This window comes from Proteiniphilum sp. UBA1028 (assembly GCF_002316955.1).
GTDB lineage: Bacteria > Bacteroidota > Bacteroidia > Bacteroidales > Dysgonomonadaceae > Proteiniphilum.
Genome location: NZ_DCEN01000051.1, coordinates 32615 through 52053, shown reverse-complemented (window position 1 = coordinate 52053; position 19439 = coordinate 32615). Strand labels below are relative to the sequence as shown.

The following is a 19439-nucleotide window of genomic DNA, read 5'->3' as shown; positions in this document are numbered from 1 at the left end:
CTTTCAGCACCACAAACTGGCAAATAACCCTTCCCTGGATTCCATTCTCTTTCGCCACTTCCGGATATTGGATATTGTCCGCCAAGAATTGCATCATTGCTTCGTTTCCGCCGGGAAACTCGGGCATATTCTCCACCACTACAAATATTTCCTGCATAGCATCCTCTTTCTTTACAGGTGGGGGATCCTGCATGTTTTCAGTTTCACGATCGTATAAGACAGGTGATGATACGTTTTCATTCAAAAGTACACTGCGAACAGCTCCTGCTGTTTGCCCGGATTTTGCTTCTTTCCGTGCTGCATAGGCACTGTTTGCCGTTATAAGCATAAGGGCCAGAGGCAAAATAAGCAGATATTTCGCAAGCACGGGTGTGGTCGATTTCGTTTTGTTCATCATCATAATGCGTTGTTTTAATTGTGATACATTAAAGTTGTTTACTATCTGAACTGCAGTTTCATGATAAGTCAGTCGTAAAAGATGGAACTGATATTCGCGGCTGTCGATCCCTTCTCGAAGTACGCCGTTGTCGGCCAGATACTCAAGATTCATCGCCATCTCCCGCTTCATCAGCCAGACAAAAGGATTCCACCAGGAAAAGAGAGAGAGTATCTCAACAAGAATTATGTCCAGCGAATGCCACTGTCGCACGTGGGTTTGCTCGTGCAGCAGAATCTGCCTGGTCTCTGTTTCCGCATGCTTTTCGGTATGGATAAATATCCACTTGAAAAAGGAGAAGGGTGTCATATCTTCCGGCAACTGACATACGGTAATCCCAGATATTTCCGTTACTTTACTATGGAGACGAATGCGCACGATAGAGAAAAGTTGCCAGAAAAACCGCAACACAAAGAACGAGGTAACCACTACGAAGAGTCCCGTAAGGATTTGTTCCCGGGGAAACAGGAAAGAACTGGCGTCTGATGCTGCATCATCCGGCCCTATCGTCATATCGAGATCTTCAATAAAAACAGTTCTTTCAACGTCCCCCGGTGTAGTGGAACGGAAGTTCAACACTTCTCCCAGCGCCGGAACAGAAAACAGGGGATAAAACAGCGAAAAAATAATTGCCAGGATAAAGAAGAAACGCCTAAGGCGAAGAAACGTATCTCCTTTCAGTAGTAATGCGTACAGGAGATAAAACATTGCCAAAGCGATATTGACTTGTATCAGATAAATTAAAAAGGGATGCATGGCTGTCGTGTTAACGGTAAAAAACCTACTTCTGATTCTTTTCAATCAGGCGTATGATCTCACTGAGTTCTTCCGTAGTGATCTTTTGCTCTTTGGCGAAGAAGGATACCAGCTCTTTATAGGAGTTATCGAAATAACTTTGCACTACCCCCGAAAGAAAGTGCCTCTTATAGGCTGCTTCAGAAATGAGCGGCTTGAAAACCTTCACATTGCCGAACCTTCTTTTTTCCAGATATCTTTTGCTTTCCAGATTTTTAAAAATGGAAGCCACCGTTGTATAAGGAGGCCGGGGCTCCTCCAACTTCTCAACCACATCCTTGATCGCACACTCTTTAAGTTGCCACACAAGCAACATCACATTTTCTTCCTGGGGGGTCAATCGTTCCATCGTCCGTTTTGTTTACTGAATTAAAAACTGTTTTAATACCGCAAATCTACGATATTTTCGTAACACATGGATTTATTTATTCTTTTTTATCGTTAAATAAATATAAACATACAGAAAACGTCAGTTTTTCAGTCGCCGATAATAAAAAAGGATGGAGCTCAATGAACCCCATCCCCCGCAGCTAAGTCTATGAAAAGAAATAGCTAATTTTGTTTCTCAAAATCCTGCATGCACTGAATCAGCGCTTCTACGGCTTCCCTGGGGCATGCATTGTAAATGGATGCACGGAAGCCACCTACTGATCTATGTCCCTTGATACCCACCATTCCTCTCTCTTTTGCAAATTCGAGGAAAGCGGCTTCTTTCTCTTTATATTCTTCGTTCATCACGAAGCAGACGTTCATGAAGGAACGGTCTTCTTTGACAGCAGTACCCACGAAAAGTTTGTTGCGGTCTATTTCGTTGTACAGCAGCTCCGCTTTCTCCTTGTTCATTTTGTGCATCGCTTCCACACCCCCCAGTTCTTTCACCCATTTCAGGGTTTCGTGCATGACGAATATCGGGAATACAGGGGGTGTATTGAACATGGAACGGTCTTTCTCGGCAGCACCGATATGGGTACGGTAGTCCACCATTGTCTGCAGCGGGCGATCGATCTTGCCAAGTATATCTTCTCTGACGATCACGAAGGCAACGCCGGCAGGTCCTACGTTTTTCTGTGCTCCGCCATAGATGATGCCATATTTGGAAACATCAACCGGGCGACTCATGATGTCGGACGACATATCGGCCACCAGAGGTACCGGGCTCTCGATATCCTCATGCATTTCCGTCCCGTAGATGGTATTGTTTGTCGTGATGTGGAAATAATCGGCATCGGACGGAATGGTATATCCTTTGGGAATATAGGAATAGTTTTTATCTTCCGATGAAGCCACAATTTCCACCTCTCCATAAAACTTAGCCTCTTTGATCGCCTTCTTTGCCCAGACACCGGTCTGCAGGTAGGCAGCCTTCTTTTGCATCAGGTTGGCAGGGACTTCAAAAAACTGGGTACTGGCCCCTCCTCCTAACAAAAGTACTTTGTAGTTATCGGGAATGTTCAGCAGTTCTTTCCATAGGTCGGCTGTCTCTTTCATGATCCGCTCCCACCCCGGAGTGCGGTGTGATATCTCAAGGATGCCAATGCCGGTATTATCGAAGTCGCGTATCGCTTCAATGGCTGATTCTACTGCAGGGCGGGGTAACACACATGGTCCCGCGTTGAAATTGTATTTTTTCATATATATTATTATTAATTCCTAATCCGACTTATGCCTTCTAACTACTCGTTCACCCTGAAGCGATCATCCCCGTTGTCGAGAAATGCAACAATCTGGTTGGCAGCAGCAAGTCCTGCGTTAATGTTCGCATCGGTGGTCTGGGCACCCATTTTTTTCGGTGTGGAGAAATAACGAAGCGGAAATTTAGCCACGAATTCTTCGTGCCTGTCGGGCTTCACATCGGTAACATACTGGAAGTCAGGGCGCTCCTCCATGATGCGAATCAGATCTTCCTCCACCAAAAGTTCTTTGCGAGCTGTATTGATCAACAAGCCGTCTTCGGGCATGTACGACAAGAGTTCATAATTCACACAGCCGCGCGTATCATCCAGCAAAGGCATGTGCAACGACATGAAATCACAACTCTGAAACAACTCTTTTTTACTGTATGCTGCGATCACCCCGTATTCTCCCTCTTTCCGCAAGTCGTCATGGGTCAGTGTGGGTGAATAAGCATATACAGGCATCCCGAAACCGCGGGCTATCTTGGCCACCATTTTTGCCACGTTTCCAAAAGCAAACAAACCAAGCCGTCTATCTTTGATCTCACGTCCTACCGTGCCATCAAACTGATTGCGCTGCATGTAGATCATCATGCCAAACACAAGTTCAGCCACGGCATTTGCATTTTGTCCCGGTGTGTTCATCACACAAATGTTGCGTGATGTGGCGGCTTCCAGATCAACATTATCGTATCCGGCACCCGCTCTGACCACTATTTTCAAGTTAGGCGCAACATCCATCACTTCTTTATCGATAAGATCGCTTCTTATGATAACCGCATCCACATCTTTTACAGCACCAAGTAATTGAGACTTATCAGAATAACTCTCTAGTTTCACGAACGTATGCCCTGCAGTCTCCACAATATCTTGTATCTGCTGTACAGCCTGCACGGCAAATGGTTTACTTGTCGCTAAAAGTACCTTCATATTCCTCCTCTTTTTTTTAAATTTCACCGAAATTAATAGAGTTACAAAATTACAAACTTATATCAAACAAAAAACCAAATCGGAGTAAAAAAATGTCCGCTGATTTTAATTTCACTCTGGGAAGGAGAAGAATCTTCGAACTTTAAAGGATCTGCAATAATACTTTGCCGCCTAAATGAATTTGTAGGGTAAATCGAATCATCGTATCTTTGTAACAGTTAAAATACGCCACGACAGTCAACAAACAAGCTTGCACTGCAGCCGTCTTTTATTATCTTTGCGCAGCACAAAAAGATTGTATACGATGAACAGCCCCTATCCTTCAACCCTGCTCGAAAATGCAGTGAACGAATTTGCCAGGCTCCCGGGAATAGGGAGAAAATCGTCCTTGCGGCTGGTGCTGCATTTGCTTCGTCAGGACGAGGAGAGTGTAGCCCGCTTCGTTGAAAGCATCCTGAGGCTGACGCAGGAAGTAAAATACTGTTCCTCCTGCCACAATATCTCCGACACGGAAGTATGCAGTATCTGTGCTGATAAAACACGCGACAAAGCTGTGGTCTGTGTCGTGGAAAACATCAAGGAGGTGATGGCGATCGAAAAGACCGTGCAGTTTAACGGTTTATATCATGTGCTGGGGGGCATCATATCGCCTATCGACGGCATTGGCCCGTCGGACCTGGAGATCGCCAGCCTGGAAGAAAGGGTGAAATCCGGAGGCATCAGGGAAGTGATCCTGGCACTGAGTGCCACCATGGAGGGCGATACCACCAATTTTTACATCTTTCGCAAGTTACAAACCTACAACGTGAAAGTTAGCATCATTGCCCGTGGAGTATCCATCGGCGATGAGATTGAATATGCCGATGAGGTGACGCTGGGACGTTCCATATTAAACAGAACTCCTTTTGATGAATCCTATAAATTGCTGTCAAAATGAAAGAAACTGCTACCGACAGGATAATCACCCATCTAAAAAGAGAGTACTACGGGAGTCTGATTCTTCTGACAGGGTTATTTATTTTGGTGCTGCTGCGATCGATCCCTTTTCCAGAGAACATTTTCGAAGTTAGCATCACCCTGGAGCGATATGCCATCCTGATTACCCTCATTGCCATTCCGGCAGCGTTGAAGCTGTTTTCCGACCGGCTTAAAAAGGCTCCACGCCCCATGCAACCTGAAGAAGCCGCGAAAAAGTACAAAAAGCTGTCTCGTCTGCGTCTGTATACGATAAGCACTGTTACCCTCATGAATATAGTCCTGTTTGCATTTTCCCGCAACACCAATTTCCTGTGGTCCACGGTAGTTCTTCTCGTCGTCTTTTTGTTTTGCCAGCCATCCTATATTGAATTGAAAAGCCTCTCGGAACTGTCGGAAACAGGAGAGTCGGAAATGGAAGAAACTCAGGAAGAGCCAAAAGATGGAGAAGTTGTTGGAAAATAAGGAGATTCGTCTGCGGGCACCCGAGCCAGAAGACCTGGAGCTGCTTTATAAGTGGGAAAACGACACCGGCTTATGGGAATACGGCAATGCCACGGCCCCATACTCCCGCTTCAGTCTGAAGCAATACCTGACCACATCGAAGCAGGATATATATGCGGATAGGCAGTTACGGCTGATGATCGGCTTAATGGAGACAGAAGAGACCATTGGTATGGCCGACCTGTACGACTTTGACCCTTTCCACCGCAGGGCGGGCGTGGGTATCCTCATCGACGAAAACCGACGAAACAGAGGATATGGGCTGCAGGTGCTCCTGCTGCTCGAAGAGTATGCTTTCGGGTTCCTTTCTCTACACCAGCTCTATGCCTTTATACCGGAAAAAAACTGCGCAAGCATGCGGTTATTCCGGAACGCGGGTTACTATCCGGCAGGCAAACTATATGAATGGCTCTCCAGTGGCGACATTTTCGAAGATGTGCAGGTGTGGCAAAAAATAAAGCAGCCCTGAGCGGCAGGCTACAAACAAAAGTTGATTTAAAAAAGGAATATATGCAGGAGGACATCAAGAAAGCTTGTGAAATAATGAGAAACGGCGGGATTATTCTCTATCCTACCGACACTATTTGGGGAATTGGCTGTGACGCCACCAACGAAGAAGCGGTACAACGTGTCTATGAGTTGAAGCAGCGAAGCGACAGCAAATCGATGCTGGTGCTGCTGGATAATCCGGCAAAACTGCAGACCTACGTACAGGAGGTACCCGACATTGCATGGGACCTGATCGAACTGACCGACAAGCCGCTCACCATCATTTACGAAGGTGCTAAAAACCTGGCAACCAACCTTGTCGCCGCAGACGGAACCATTGGGATACGCATCACCGGCGAAGTGTTTTCGCGGGAGTTGTGCCGTCAGTTTCGAAAGCCCATCGTCTCCACATCAGCGAACGTGAGCGGCGCACCGGCACCGGGTCGTTTTTCGCAGATCGGAGCAGAGATAAAGAACGGAGTGGATTATGTGGTCACGTATGGACAAAAAGAACAGCGCGAAGCAAAACCTTCCGGCATTGTGAAACTGGGTAAAGACGGGACCATCCAAATTATTCGAAAGTGAAGAAATTGGTTATCTTTGTCTGCTTGCACCGTATATTATTTCGTTGACACAAATGAAAGAAATACATAATCGGTTTCTGCTTTGGCGTGATGCACATATCAAGGAGCGCCATTTTCTGCTGTTCGTCTGTTTTCTTGTAGGAATACTTACGGCGCTGGCCGCCTATGTGCTGAAGGCCGCGATCCATTTCTTTCAGGTCTTCCTGACCGAAAACTTCAGTCAGGACAACCTCAACTTCTCCTATCTTCTCTTTCCCATCGCAGGCATCCTCATTGCCGGGTTATACGTCAAATACGTGGTGAAAGACGATATTAGCCATGGCGTCACAAAAATCCTTTTTTCCATTTCGCAGCGCAAAAGCCGCATCAAGCCCCACAACATGTACTCCTCGCTGATTGCCAGCTCCATCACCATCGGATTTGGGGGCTCCGTGGGGGCGGAAGCACCCATTGTACTCACCGGATCCGCTATCGGCTCCAACCTGGGAAGATTCTTCAAGCTGGAACAACACAGCCTGATGATTCTGGTGGGCTGCGGAGCCGCCGGGGCCATCGCTGGCATTTTCAAGGCGCCGGTAGCCGGCATTCTTTTTGTGATAGAGGTGCTGCTGCTCGACCTCACCATGTCGTCCATTCTTCCCCTTCTGGTGACTGCCGTCACTGCCACCACCGTATCCTATCTCCTCACTGGCATGGATGCCATGTTTGCTTTCTCTCAGGTTGAACCGTTTACGCTAAACCGCATTCCTTATGTAATTCTGCTGGGTATCCTGTGCGGCTTCATCTCCCTCTATGTAATCCGCACCATGAGTTGGTGTGAAAACATATTCCACGGTTTACCAAACTGGAAGCGGTTTGTATTGGGTGGGGTGATGCTCAGTGTGTTGATTTTCTTCTTTCCCCCACTTTTTGGTGAAGGGTACAATACCATTGAGACACTGCTCGATGGAGGAGATTCTTTTCTTTCTCTTACCAACGAAAGTTTCTTTTATAACCTGGAAAGCCACTGGGCGATCGTGGTTTTTCTTGTCATGGTGCTCCTTTTCAAGGTATTTGCCACCAGCGCCACCAACGGCGGGGGAGGCACCGGCGGGGTATTCGCCCCTACCCTGTTTTTGGGGTGTATAGCCGGATTCATCTTTTCCTACACACTCAACCAGCTGGGTTATGCTACTTACCTTCCCCAGGAGAACTTCGCGCTGATGGGCATGGCCGGAGTGATGGCCGGAGTGATGCATGCACCGCTCACCGGCACCTTCCTCATAGCCGAGCTTACCGGGGGGTACGAGCTGTTTCTTCCGTTGATGATCGTATCGCTTGTATCATACGGAACAATCCTGGTGTTTGAGAAGCACAGCATCTATGCAATGCGGCTTGCCAGAAAAGGAGAGCTGATTACCCACCACAAGGACAAGGCCGTGCTCACATTTTTGAAAATCGAAGATCTGTTGGAAAAAGACATTCCCACCGTGAAGCCCGGTATGACACTGGGAGATATGGTAAAAGTGATTTCTGCCTCCAACAGGAACATCTTTCCGGTGGTCAACGATGAGCAGGTGCTCATCGGCCTGGTGATGATGAATGATATCCGAAACATCATGTTCCGCCCCGAGTTGTATGATCGGTTCACGGTGGAGAAATTCATGGTGGGTGCCCCGGCGAAAATCAGCATCGGCTCCAGCATGGAAGAGGTAATGGATAAGTTTGAAAACACGAAAGCCTGGAACCTGCCGGTCATTGATGATGGAGGCATTTATCTGGGCATATTATCTCAATCGTCGGTATTTAACTCTTACAGGGAGGTATTGGTGGAAAATTACTCCGATGCCGACGAATAATTTATTGTTCGATATGGAAAAGAAAGCAATCCGGATTATATTCATGGGCACCCCCCAATTTGCCGTGGAGTCGCTCAAAGCATTGGTAGAAAATGGATACAATGTGGTGGGCGTTGTCACCATGCCCGACAAGCCGGCAGGCCGAGGATACAAACTTCAATCTTCGGCCGTGAAACAGTATGCCCAGCAGCAGGGTCTGAAGGTACTGCAGCCGGAAAAGCTGAAAGACGATGCCTTCCTTTTTGAGCTGAAGCAGTTGAAGGCAGACCTGCAGATAGTGGTAGCATTCAGGATGCTACCCGAAGTGGTATGGGCCATGCCCCCAAAAGGAACGTTTAACCTCCATGCTTCGCTGCTCCCCCAATACAGAGGTGCTGCCCCGATCAACTGGGCTCTTATAAACGGGGAGAAAGAAACAGGCGTAACAACCTTCTTCCTCTCTCACGAGATCGACACCGGGAAAATTATTTTCCGAAAAAGGACGCCGATCCATGACGATGACAACGCAGAGACATTACACGACCGGTTAATGACCCTGGGTGCACAACTGGTTTTGGATACTGTTGATGCCATATCGGAAGACACTATACAACCTATTCCGCAACAAGATCTTCTCGCTAAAGACATCGAATTAAAAGCAGCTCCCAAAATATTCAGGGAGACCGGCCATGTGGACTGGAACAGGACAACCGGGGAGGTGTACAATTTTATTCGCGGCTTGTCTCCTTCCCCCACAGCATGGACCGAAATACAGCCAGGCGATGAAACAGAACCGCTTCGCTTTAAACTTTATGCGGGTGAGGTAATAAAGATAGGGGAGAGCAGTACGGTACCCGGCACCATCCTGACCGACCACAAAACATTTCTGGATGTGGCCGCGAAAGACGGATTTATCCGGATCACCGACATCCAGCTGTCCGGCAAAAAAAGGATGCAAACTGCTGATTTTCTTCGTGGATATGTTTTCCCAAAAAATGCGCGTTTCAGCTAAGCAAAGCTACCACTTATAATTCAGCCCAAAGCTGAGCGTTTGATTAATCTGCCAGTATTTCAGATCGGGATCGGGCGGCACATCGTCGTCGAAGCGTGCATTTAGATAAATACGGGTGGACAAGGCGTTGCTCAGCGCCATATTCAGGCTGTTTTCGAATTCCGACATCACCTTGTCGTAGCTGGTAAAGTATGTCAGGCGTGAGTCCCAGGTAATATACCGGGTAATGTCATATTTTAGAATCGAGGTGATGGTGGAACCGATGTCCAGCACCGACCGTCTTCCTTCCGGTATCCCAAAACGCTTTACACTCACCAGATCATTGCCCACATATTTGAAGTTAATTGAGATCGGGGCAACAGAAAGATCCCACCTAAGTCTGCGGTGACGCACTTTCTCCGATTTCTTATCGAGGTTAAACTTCAAACCCACACCGGCATTCACATAGAGCGGCGCCAGGAACGCAGAGCGTAGATCGTTTGAATTGGTGGGATAAGCGTTGAACAACTGTGACTTCGCCTCCATGTTCATGGAGTAAGACCATCCTTTCAGGAATGCATCCACACCAAAATCACCGTAATAACGGATAAGGTCGTTTCCTATGCGGTATCTACGTAAGCTATCGTCCGGTGCATTGAAAACCGACAGCCGCCACTCCAGGGTATTGTTAAACTTCACTTTTTCTTTTTGGTAGTTGGCCCGGAGCACCTGATAACTGTTAAAGTTCAGGTTGTTGGTCCCCCCTTTATGCCAGTTGTTGGAGAAATAATTCTGGGCAAACTGGAAGGAATGTTCTCCGGAACGAATCCAATATTTCCGGTCGATTGTGGCCACCTCTACACCGGGGGCCTCAAGGGAATAGGTTGTCTCAGACTTCAACAGTTCCCGGAACGGATTATAGGTCTCCCGTACAATTTCATCGCCACTGCCTATACGCGGTACTGAAGTAAAGTTTAACACGGAATATTTGATCCGGTCAGGATATTGCATATAGTAGTTTCTTCTCACGTTTTGCACAAAATCGGCATGTTCCAGGGCGGATGCAAACGTTTTATCGGGAGAAATCAGCGATCCCGTGCCTGCATCCTTTCGCAGAGGATAGAACGACAGGTCACGCGGAAGCATCTTGCCGTTAAAGATCATCGGCAAAAACAGGGGGTTATAAAAGAGAGTATCGCGAAATGTCAGTCCCTGCATTGCCTGCGTATTGTAATAGTGAAAAGGAAGCTGCAGCGTCCCGTTCTCTTTCCTCGAATAGAGGGAGTCGAGAGGGTTGCTGTAAACCAGAGAATCTACCCCGCGAATGAAGGAAACAGACGATGAGGGAGTCATCACCGAAGACAGGCCACCTTGTGGATAAGCCACCGGCTGAGGCAGTTCTTCCTGTAGCGGGCTATCCGGCGCAGCTACGCGTTTTTCTATTTGCCGGCTGATATCGGTTATGTCGTGGAATAATTCCATGGAGTCGGGCACCTGAAGCGTCACTGAAGAAATATTACCGGTGCTGCTTACCTCAGTTGCCGAAACTGCAAATGAAAAATATATCAAAAATAAAGGGAGGAGTCGTTTCATACTGATTGTTTTTTCTTCTCGGGGAAATTACAATAAAAAAATCGCCTTCGCATTCTTCCTAACGACAAAGGTATAAAAAAAGTTTTACTAACAGGCGGCGTTGTGGAAACCTTCCCTCACTTTAAACTGATATTTATGAATCATGTTAAAAGAAAATAGATTAACTTCGTCCCAGATTTCAACAACATAAAAAGCAACTTCAAGATGAAAAAGTTATCATTCATTTTACTGCTCGTGATTGGAGCAATGGCTCTCACCGGCTGCCAGGGGTACAACAGAATGGTAGAGAAGCAGGAAGCCGTAGCGGCACAGTGGGGAAACGTTCAAAATGCCTATCAGAGGCGGGCAAACCTTATCCCCAACCTGGTGAACACGGTGAAAGGGTATGCCGCGCACGAGCAGGAGACATTTACACAGGTTACCGAAGCAAGGGCCAAAGCGACACAAACCACCGTCAGTCCGGAAAACCTTACCACGGAAAGCCTGCAAGAATATCAGCAAGCACAAAATCAACTGAGCCAGGCCTTGGGGCGGCTTTTGCTGATTCAGGAAAACTATCCGGAGTTGAAGGCAAATCAAAATTTTCTCGCCTTGCAGGATGAGCTGGCAGGCACCGAAAACCGCATCTCGGTGGAACGCAACAAGTTCAACCAGACGGCACAGGATTACAATGCCTATATCCGCAAGTTTCCACAGGTGATTTACGCTAAATGGTTCAAGTTCGAGTCAAAAGCTTACTTTGAAGCTACACCCGAATCACAGGCTGCACCGGAGGTGGTGTTTTAATTCACCTGAAGATCTATTCCTCTGTAATGCTGTAAAAGAATGTTGCAAAAAGAAGAACTGCATCGCATATCTGAATCAATCAAAAGTGCCGAAAGTCACACCTCGGGTGAAATACGTGTCTGTGTGGCAAGGCACTGCAAAGGAGACCCTCTGGATGCAGCATTGCTGAAATTCCGGCAGCTGAAAATGGAGGGTACACAACGCAGAAACGGGGTGCTTATTTACGTATCGCCCGCCGATCACAAGGCAGCTATTCTGGGCGATAAGGGGATCAATGATACGGTGCGCAACGACTTCTGGAATGATGCACTGGAGGTGATGCTTTCCTTCTTCAGGAAAGGGCTGATCGCCGAAGGCATATGCAAGGGAGTCGGCAAAGTGGGCGAACTGATCAAAGTACAGTACCCGGTAATGGGAAACGACATAAATGAACTTGGCGATGAAGTCATCCTGGATGAATAAAATCCATCTGTTTATAGTACTTTTGCTCACTGCCACAGGGCTGAGAGCACAAAATATTCCCGATCCGATGGTACCTTACCGGTTGGTGAACGACTTTGCCGGTCTCTTTTCGACTGCGGAGAGAACATCGCTCGAACAAAAGCTGCTTGCCTACCACGACTCCACCTCCACACAAATATATGTGGTCACCGTCAACGACCTGGGAGGGTATCCCCCATCGGACTATGCCTTCCGACTCGGTGAAAAATGGGGTGTTGGCCAAAAGAGCAAAAACAACGGCGCAGTGATACTTATCAAACCCAAAGTAGGCAACAGCCGAGGCCAGGCGTTCATTGCCACGGGTTACGGCCTCGAAGCCCGCATCAACGATGCCTATGCCGGGCGTATCGTTCGCAACGAAATGATTCCCTATTTTATGGAGGATGATTATTTTGGCGGTGTAAATGCCGCTGTAGATGCTATGATTGACCGTCTGTCCGGGGAATTTACCGCAGATAAAAAAGAGGAAGATGGCATTTCGCCCCTCGCCATCATCATTATCATCGTCGTCCTCGTGCTCTTTATCGTTCTCTTTCGGGGGGGAGGGGATCAGCATATCGATAGCGAAGGGCATGGCAGGAGCAATGTCCCTCCCCTGTTTTTTCCACCCATGACAGGAGGCAGCCGCAGAGGAGGGGGCTTTGGTGGCTTCGGCGGCGGCGGTTTCGGCGGCGGATTTGGTGGTGGTTTCGGCGGCGGCGGTGGAGGCAGTTTTGGCGGAGGAGGAGCAGGCGGAAGCTGGTAACTATATGCAACAAAGACTAATCACGGTACTGGGTCCCACAGCATGCGGCAAAACCACCTTTGCTGTTCAGTTGGCCCGCACTCTCGGCGGTGAGATTATCAGCGCCGACTCACGGCAGATCTACCGGAACATGGACATCGGCACCGGAAAGGATCTTTCCGAATACAGAGTTGATGGAATATCCGTTCCTTTCCATCTGATTGATATCCGCGAACCGGGTGACAAATATACACTTTTCGATTATCAGCACGATTTTCACATTGCCTTACAGGATGTTCTTTCCCGGAATAAAAGACCCATTCTTTGCGGGGGTACCGGACTCTATATTGAATCTGTGCTGAAAGGCTATCATCTTCCCGATGTGCCGCCCAACCCGGCATTAAGAAAATCACTCGAAGGAAAATCGCTGGAAGAACTGGCACACATCCTTCGGTGCTACCGGCCTCTACACAACACCACTGACACCGACACCATCAAAAGGGCTATCCGCGCCATTGAGATTGCTCATTTTCAGGCGCAGAAAACAGCATCGGCGAGCGAGTTTCCACCGCTGGAGAGCTGTGTTCTTGGACTTCATATCAACCGGGAACTACGGCGAGAGAAAATTACGACACGCCTGAAAGCGCGTCTGCAGGAAGGAATGCTCGAAGAGGTAAAAGCAATCCTTGATTCGGGTGTTGCGGCCGACGACCTGATCTATTACGGACTGGAATATAAATACGTGACGCTGCATGTACTGGGCACCATCAGTTATGAGGAGATGTACAGACAACTCGAGACCGCCATACACCAGTTTGCAAAAAGACAGATGACCTGGTTTCGGGGAATGGAACGCCGCGGCATCGCCATTCATTGGATCGACGCCTCACTTCCGATGGACCAAAAACTAGCCAAGGCATATTCTCTCCTCGGCAGGTAAGATAATCTCCAAAAAAATCGTAATTTTGCCTCCGTAGCCACAATACATTCAACATAGACTATTTGCGGATAATTTAATGAACTATTTCGTCCAATGATTAAAGGTAAATTTCCCACAGAGCAGTTCAAAGATCTCGAAACGCCATTTTACTGGTACGATATGGATCTTTTGCGGAAAACACTCGACACCATTAAAAATGAATGCCGGCACAAGCCGTTTCACGTACATTACGCCATCAAAGCGAATGCCAATCCGCGCATTTTGAAAGAAATCGCCTCCTATGGGTTTGGAGCCGACTGTGTGAGTGGCAACGAAATACTGAGAGCGCTGGAGTGTGGTTTTGCGCCCGATAAAATTGTGTTTGCCGGCGTAGGAAAAACAGACAGGGAAATACAAACCGGTCTCGATCACGACATTTTTTGCTTTAATGTGGAGTCGATACCCGAACTCGCTGTACTCGGCGCGCTTGCCTCGGCCAGCAAAAAGAAAGCACGGGTAGCCCTGCGCATCAATCCCAACGTTGATGCCCACACCCACAAATACATCACTACCGGCCTGAACGAAAACAAGTTTGGCATAAACGAACAGGATCTGCCCGAAATCCTACAGATGATCAAGGCTTCGCCACATATTGAACTCATCGGCATGCACTTTCATATCGGTTCACAGATCACCGATCTCTCTTCGTTTGAAGACCTCTGTGTGAAGGCCGCAACGCTGCAGGAGTGGTTTAACAAACAAGGAATCACCCTGCCGGTGATCAATGTGGGCGGAGGCCTGGGGATCAACTATCAGCATCCCAATCACTGTCCGATAGCCGATTTTGAAGCATACTTCCGCATTTTTGAAAAATACCTGAAACTACAGGAAAATCAAACACTTCACTTTGAACTGGGCCGTTCTGTGGTAGCCCCCTGTGGTTCATTGATTGCCCGCGTGACTTACGTGAAAGAAGGCATCGAGAAAAAGTTTCTGATTGTGGATGCCGGCATGACAGAGTTGATCCGTCCCGCTCTTTACCAGGCATTTCATCATATTGAGAACATCAGTTCCGAAGAGGCTTATACACCGTATGACGTGGTTGGGCCCATTTGCGAGTCGAGTGATGTGTTTGCGGAGCACATGATGCTGAATGGGTCTGCACGGGGCGACCTGATCGCGATCCGCTCTGCAGGTGCATATGGCGAAACAATGGTATCGCAATATAACTGCCGCGAGAAACCAGCATCCTACTTCTCTGATTCGATTTAATTGTTTTACGAACAATGAACGCGCCTATGTTTTTTTTCAGCACACTCTCCCTGTTTGAGTGGACTCTGGGAGGCACCTTACTTTTATGCTTCCTCGTGCAACTTTTCTTTTATCTATTCCTCTACAGGAAACCGTATGCATACGAACGAAAGCGAAATGAGACACCCCTCCCCGAGGAAGACCTCCCGGGTATTTCTGTGATCATCACATCGAAAAACAATTCAGAGGAACTGAAAAGAAACCTCCCTTTTATCCTGGAACAGGACTATCCTCATTTTGAAGTGATCGTGGTAAACAGCGGGTCGACCGATGAGACAGACATGGTGCTGAAAGCAGCCGAAATCAAATATCCACGTCTCTATCACACCTTTGTTCCTGCCGAGGCAGACAGCATAAATGAAAAAAAACTGGCACTCACTTTGGGAATAAAGGCAGCAAAATATGACCTGCTTCTCTTTACCGAGTCCTTTTGCAAGCCCTGCACTACCCAATGGATCAAAACTTACGGAACAGAGTTTGCGAAGGGGCGTGACATCGTTTTGGGATTTAATAGGATTGGTATCTCTAAAAATGTTTCATCCCGCAAATTCATCCTCTACGACAACCTGATCCATCATCTGAAGTTTTTATCGATGGCCATCCTGCACAAACCGTTCATGGGAATAGGCCGGAATATGGCCTACAGGAAAGAGCTCTTTTTTGCGCACAAAGGGTATTCGTCCATATTGCATATCGACGGAGGGGACGACGATTTGTATATCAACCAGATCGCCCGCAAAAAAAACACAGGGGTAGTACTGTCACCCGACAGCCTGACAGAGACATCGGGTGTAAACAACTTCTTCATATGGAGGGCATTAAAATCGAAACACCTATATACCAAGCAGTTTTACAAAGGTTTTTCTGCACACCTTTTCGGCTGGGAATCATTTTCAAAGTATCTCTTTTATGCCACTCTGACGGGCTGCGTGATATATGGCATCGTTGCTCCGAATCATCTGTTGCTTGCATGGGCATTGCTGCTGTTTCTTGTGCGCTATTGGATTCAGTTGATGGTGATCAACCGGAACAGCAGGCTTTTTGATGGAATCACGTACCATATCCACCTGATTCCGTTCGATTTGTTCCAGCCTTTCAACAACATGCGCTTTCGCCGCTATGCAAACAGGAGGAACAGGAGGAGGTAAACAGAAGCGGCAAAACAGACATTTTGTCTGATTTAAACCGGCATGCAAGATAGCGTCTGGTTAAATGGGGTTAATCGATCACCTGATCCGTTAAAAGTGTTAAAAAGCAAATAGATATCCCTAACAGATGCACATTTTTTGCTCTATATTTGTTGTATTTAATAAGAAAATTAAATTGAAAAAATATGGATACAAGAAAAACAAAAAACCTTTTATTAATTGTTCTGGTAGCGGTATTGAGTTCTGCTATCACGCTGCTGGGATACGATGTAATCAGCAAAAACGGAAAAGCAGACGGCAGCGCTGCGTCTCAAGCTACATCGAAAGAAATTGGCAGTTACGCGAATTCATTTGATCAGAACAAAAATTTGGTCCTTACCAACCTCACCACAGCCGAAGGATATCCAGATTTCACGGAGGCTGCATCACGTTCGGTAGATGGCGTGGTACACGTGAAAACCAAGACCATCAGCCAACAGCAATATATCAATCCATTTGATTTCTTCTTCGGATTCGGAGACCGCACGCCGGCACAACCACGCGAACAGGTAGGATTCGGATCGGGAGTGATCATCTCCAAGGACGGATATATCATTACCAACAATCACGTTGTAGAAAATGCCACCGAGGTTTCTGTTTCGCTGAACGACAATCGCGAATTTACAGCCAAGGTTGTTGGTTCCGACAAGATGAGCGATATCGCACTGCTCAAAATCGAAGGCAACGACTTCCCCTATCTTACGTTTGGCAACTCCGATGCATTACGGGTAGGAGAATGGGTTCTGGCCGTCGGCAACCCGTTTAACCTCACCTCTACCGTCACTGCCGGTATTGTGAGTGCAAAGAACAGAGGCAATGTAATGGGAGGTGGCCTTGGCATCCAGTCGTTCATTCAGATTGATGCAGCTGTGAATCCCGGAAACAGCGGCGGTGCGCTCGTAAACACAAGGGGTGAGCTGGTCGGCATCAATACCGCTATCTACTCCCAAACGGGCAACTTTGCCGGTTACGCCTTTGCTGTGCCCATCTCCATTGCCGGTAAGGTAGCTGCCGACCTGAAGGAATTCGGTACCGTGCAGCGTGCTGTACTGGGCATCCATGTACCCAATATTGAAAACATCCGTCGTGAAGATCCCGACAGGGCCCGCGAACTCTCACAAATAAAGGGGGTACTGGTGGAAGACTTCTCTGACCGCAGTGCTGCCAAGGCAGCAGGAGTCCAGAAGGGGGATATCCTCATTGCCATCAATAATGCACCTATCCGCAACTTCGCCGAGCTACAGAGCCAGTTGAACAGGTTCCGTCCCGGAGATAAGATCAACCTGACAGTTGACCGTAATGGCAACAACCGTTCGTTTAATGTGGAACTGAAAAACGACGAAGGAAATACCGAAATAACCCGCAGCACAGATGCAATGAGTAAGTTGGGCGCCACCTTCAAACCCGTTTCCGACGACACAAAAAGCAAACTTGGCATCTCGAGCGGCGTTGAAGTTGAAAGTGCAAATAATAACGGCCTCTTCAGAAAGAATGGCATCAATAAAGGGTTCATCATTATGCGGATTAATAATACACCCGTCAACAGCGAGGATGATATTGCCAAAATTGTGGCTTCGACCAATAATCGACAGGATAAAGTGCTGCTTGTGGCAGGGTTTTATCCCAACGGCAGGACACAATACATCGCAATTGATCTGACAAACGACTGACACTGAAGGGTTAAGAAAGGTTAATTTATCCTTTTTCAGTAACAAAAGCCACACTATTTGTGTTTTTATAGCAAAGGAATTGGGCAATGTGCCGGATTCCTTTGCTATATCTTTGATAGGGAGTCATTTTTTCGTCAACATTGCGAAATTTTTTGTACTTTTGCAGCCCTAAAAGATTACATGAAATTATACTCAGAAGAATTATATAGAATAAATGAGACAACTAAAAATTACAAAATCGATCACCAACAGGGAAAGTGCGTCATTGGATAAGTATCTTCAGGAGATAGGCCGCGAGGACCTGATCACCGTAGAAGAGGAAGTCGAGTTAGCACAAGCCATCAAAAAAGGAGATCGTCAGGCACTGGAAAAACTCACCAGGGCCAACCTCCGCTTCGTGGTATCGGTAGCCAAGCAATATCAAAACCAGGGATTGAGTCTGCCCGACCTGATCAACGAGGGCAATCTGGGGTTGATCAAAGCAGCCGAAAAGTTCGACGAAACAAGAGGTTTTAAGTTTATCAGCTATGCGGTATGGTGGATCCGTCAATCCATCCTGCAGGCACTGGCTGAACAATCACGCATTGTACGACTCCCTTTGAATCAGGTGGGATCTCTCAATAAGATCAGCAAAGCATTCCAGAAATTCGAGCAGGAGAACGAGCGCAGGCCCTCGGCCGAAGAGTTGGCGAAGGAGCTCGACCTGTCGGTGGACAAGGTGACGGACTCATTGAAAGTATCCGGTCGCCATATCTCCATGGATGCTCCTTTTGTGGAAGGAGAAGACAACAGTTTGCTGGATGTACTGGTGAACGACGATGCTCCTATAGCCGACAGGACACTGATCAACGAGTCTTTGCAGAAAGAGATTGACAGGGCACTTTCCACCCTCACCGAAAGAGAGAGCGACATCATCAAGATGTTCTTTGGCATCGGATGCCAGGAGATGACACTCGAAGAAATCGGCGACAAGTTTCAGCTGACTCGCGAGCGCGTGCGTCAGATCAAGGAAAAAGCTATCCGCAGGCTGCGACAAGACTCGCGGAGCAAGCTTTTAAAAAGCTATCTCGGTTAATTCCTCCACCAAAGTGTGCATCTCCGAAGGGAAATGAGTAAAAAATACCCTACCAATGCGATTTTTGGCGAATTTTTACATAAAAAATGAGTTTATGTGAAATTTAAGTTTTAAATTTGTGTTCCATGTTTATTCGTTAAGTATGAATGGATAAACTTTTTATCGGGCCAATTACAATTTATCGTAATTTTACCGAACATTTTTAAAACGGAAACGTTATACTTGCAACAAAATAGTGCTAGGAGTAGTACTGATATCACACACAAAAATAATATCGAGTTATTGTAATAAAAAAATGTTTAATTAGAATTTAAATTTATGAAAAAGTTTAGTTTACTTTTATTTACTGCTCTTGTGGCGTTTAGCATAAGTGCACAAGAAGTACAAAACGTTTCTCATGGTACTGTGTATCTGAAAAACAAGGCAAGCGACAATTGGTATATAGGACTTGGCGGTGGAACAAATCTTTACATGACAAA

At 47.1% G+C, this 19439-nt stretch carries 19 protein-coding genes; 14 read left to right on the top strand and 5 right to left on the bottom strand.

Annotation, left to right across the window (positions count from 1 at the left end; translation table 11 throughout):
• The 4 genes from B3Z75_RS09705 to B3Z75_RS09690 all read right to left on the bottom strand — a co-directional run.
• Nucleotides 1-1144: M56 family metallopeptidase (locus B3Z75_RS09705; protein WP_294070878.1), on the bottom strand; the 1144-nt coding region annotated here is incomplete at its 3' end.
• A 73-nt stretch (nucleotides 1145-1217) separates the two neighbouring features.
• Complete coding sequence (locus B3Z75_RS09700; RefSeq protein ID WP_294070875.1) at nucleotides 1218-1580, bottom strand: BlaI/MecI/CopY family transcriptional regulator; 363 nt, start codon at nucleotides 1578-1580, stop codon at nucleotides 1218-1220.
• Nucleotides 1581-1783: 203 nt separating this feature from the next.
• A complete protein-coding gene (gene serC, locus B3Z75_RS09695) occupies nucleotides 1784-2863 on the bottom strand; it encodes a 3-phosphoserine/phosphohydroxythreonine transaminase (protein WP_294070872.1) in 1080 nt (359 codons plus the stop codon).
• Nucleotides 2864-2904: 41 nt separating this feature from the next.
• On the bottom strand, nucleotides 2905-3834 hold the full coding sequence (locus B3Z75_RS09690) for an NAD(P)-dependent oxidoreductase (RefSeq protein WP_294070869.1): 930 nt from the start codon (nucleotides 3832-3834) through the stop codon (nucleotides 2905-2907).
• Nucleotides 3835-4138: 304 nt separating this feature from the next.
• Between B3Z75_RS09690 and recR the strand changes: the two genes are divergently transcribed.
• From recR to fmt, 6 genes are read left to right on the top strand one after another with little or no spacing between them, the layout of a single operon-like run.
• The gene (recR, locus tag B3Z75_RS09685) at nucleotides 4139-4771 is read left to right on the top strand and encodes a recombination mediator RecR (protein ID WP_294070866.1); all 633 of its coding nucleotides are present in this window, start codon (nucleotides 4139-4141) and stop codon (nucleotides 4769-4771) included.
• Nucleotides 4768-5274 carry a hypothetical protein gene (locus tag B3Z75_RS09680; RefSeq protein WP_294070863.1) on the top strand — a complete coding sequence of 169 codons (507 nt, stop codon included), beginning with the start codon at nucleotides 4768-4770 and terminating at the stop codon, nucleotides 5272-5274. Before recR ends, B3Z75_RS09680 begins: the two co-directional genes overlap by 4 nt.
• Nucleotides 5252-5782, top strand: coding sequence for a GNAT family N-acetyltransferase (locus tag B3Z75_RS09675; RefSeq protein ID WP_294070861.1), 531 nt, complete (start codon nucleotides 5252-5254; stop codon nucleotides 5780-5782). The genes B3Z75_RS09680 and B3Z75_RS09675 overlap by 23 nt, the downstream gene beginning before the upstream one ends.
• Before the next feature lie 41 nt (nucleotides 5783-5823).
• Nucleotides 5824-6387, top strand: coding sequence for an L-threonylcarbamoyladenylate synthase (locus B3Z75_RS09670; protein ID WP_294070887.1), 564 nt, complete (start codon nucleotides 5824-5826; stop codon nucleotides 6385-6387).
• Between the two features lie 52 nt (nucleotides 6388-6439).
• On the top strand, nucleotides 6440-8224 hold the full coding sequence (locus tag B3Z75_RS09665; RefSeq protein ID WP_294070858.1) for a chloride channel protein: 1785 nt from the start codon (nucleotides 6440-6442) through the stop codon (nucleotides 8222-8224).
• 13 nt (nucleotides 8225-8237) lie between these two features.
• A complete protein-coding gene (gene fmt, locus B3Z75_RS09660; RefSeq protein WP_294070856.1) occupies nucleotides 8238-9215 on the top strand; it encodes a methionyl-tRNA formyltransferase in 978 nt (325 codons plus the stop codon).
• 6 nt (nucleotides 9216-9221) lie between these two features.
• Here the strand turns inward: fmt and B3Z75_RS09655 are convergent, their stop codons facing one another.
• Nucleotides 9222-10787, bottom strand: coding sequence for a DUF3078 domain-containing protein (locus tag B3Z75_RS09655; protein ID WP_294070854.1), 1566 nt, complete (start codon nucleotides 10785-10787; stop codon nucleotides 9222-9224).
• 204 nt (nucleotides 10788-10991) lie between these two features.
• Here B3Z75_RS09655 and B3Z75_RS09650 point away from each other — a divergent pair, with 204 nt between their 5' ends.
• From B3Z75_RS09650 to B3Z75_RS09615, 8 genes are all read left to right on the top strand, one after another.
• The gene (locus B3Z75_RS09650) at nucleotides 10992-11573 is read left to right on the top strand and encodes a LemA family protein (protein WP_294070852.1); all 582 of its coding nucleotides are present in this window, start codon (nucleotides 10992-10994) and stop codon (nucleotides 11571-11573) included.
• Nucleotides 11574-11612: 39 nt separating this feature from the next.
• On the top strand, nucleotides 11613-12035 hold the full coding sequence (locus B3Z75_RS09645; RefSeq protein WP_294070850.1) for a TPM domain-containing protein: 423 nt from the start codon (nucleotides 11613-11615) through the stop codon (nucleotides 12033-12035).
• Nucleotides 12013-12819: a TPM domain-containing protein gene (locus B3Z75_RS09640; RefSeq protein ID WP_294070847.1), complete on the top strand. Its 807-nt coding sequence runs from the start codon at nucleotides 12013-12015 to the stop codon at nucleotides 12817-12819. Before B3Z75_RS09645 ends, B3Z75_RS09640 begins: the two co-directional genes overlap by 23 nt.
• 4 nt (nucleotides 12820-12823) lie before the next feature.
• Complete coding sequence (miaA, locus tag B3Z75_RS09635) at nucleotides 12824-13738, top strand: tRNA (adenosine(37)-N6)-dimethylallyltransferase MiaA (RefSeq protein ID WP_294070844.1); 915 nt, start codon at nucleotides 12824-12826, stop codon at nucleotides 13736-13738.
• 93 nt (nucleotides 13739-13831) lie between these two features.
• Nucleotides 13832-14989: a diaminopimelate decarboxylase gene (gene lysA, locus B3Z75_RS09630; protein WP_294070841.1), complete on the top strand. Its 1158-nt coding sequence runs from the start codon at nucleotides 13832-13834 to the stop codon at nucleotides 14987-14989.
• A 26-nt stretch (nucleotides 14990-15015) separates the two neighbouring features.
• Entirely contained in the window at nucleotides 15016-16176 is a 1161-nt protein-coding gene (locus B3Z75_RS09625; protein ID WP_294070838.1) for a glycosyltransferase, read from the top strand.
• Between the two features lie 185 nt (nucleotides 16177-16361).
• The gene (locus tag B3Z75_RS09620; RefSeq protein ID WP_294070835.1) at nucleotides 16362-17885 is read left to right on the top strand and encodes a Do family serine endopeptidase; all 1524 of its coding nucleotides are present in this window, start codon (nucleotides 16362-16364) and stop codon (nucleotides 17883-17885) included.
• A 214-nt stretch (nucleotides 17886-18099) separates the two neighbouring features.
• On the top strand, nucleotides 18100-18960 hold the full coding sequence (locus B3Z75_RS09615) for a sigma-70 family RNA polymerase sigma factor (RefSeq protein ID WP_294070832.1): 861 nt from the start codon (nucleotides 18100-18102) through the stop codon (nucleotides 18958-18960).
• Nucleotides 18961-19439 lie beyond the last annotated feature (479 nt).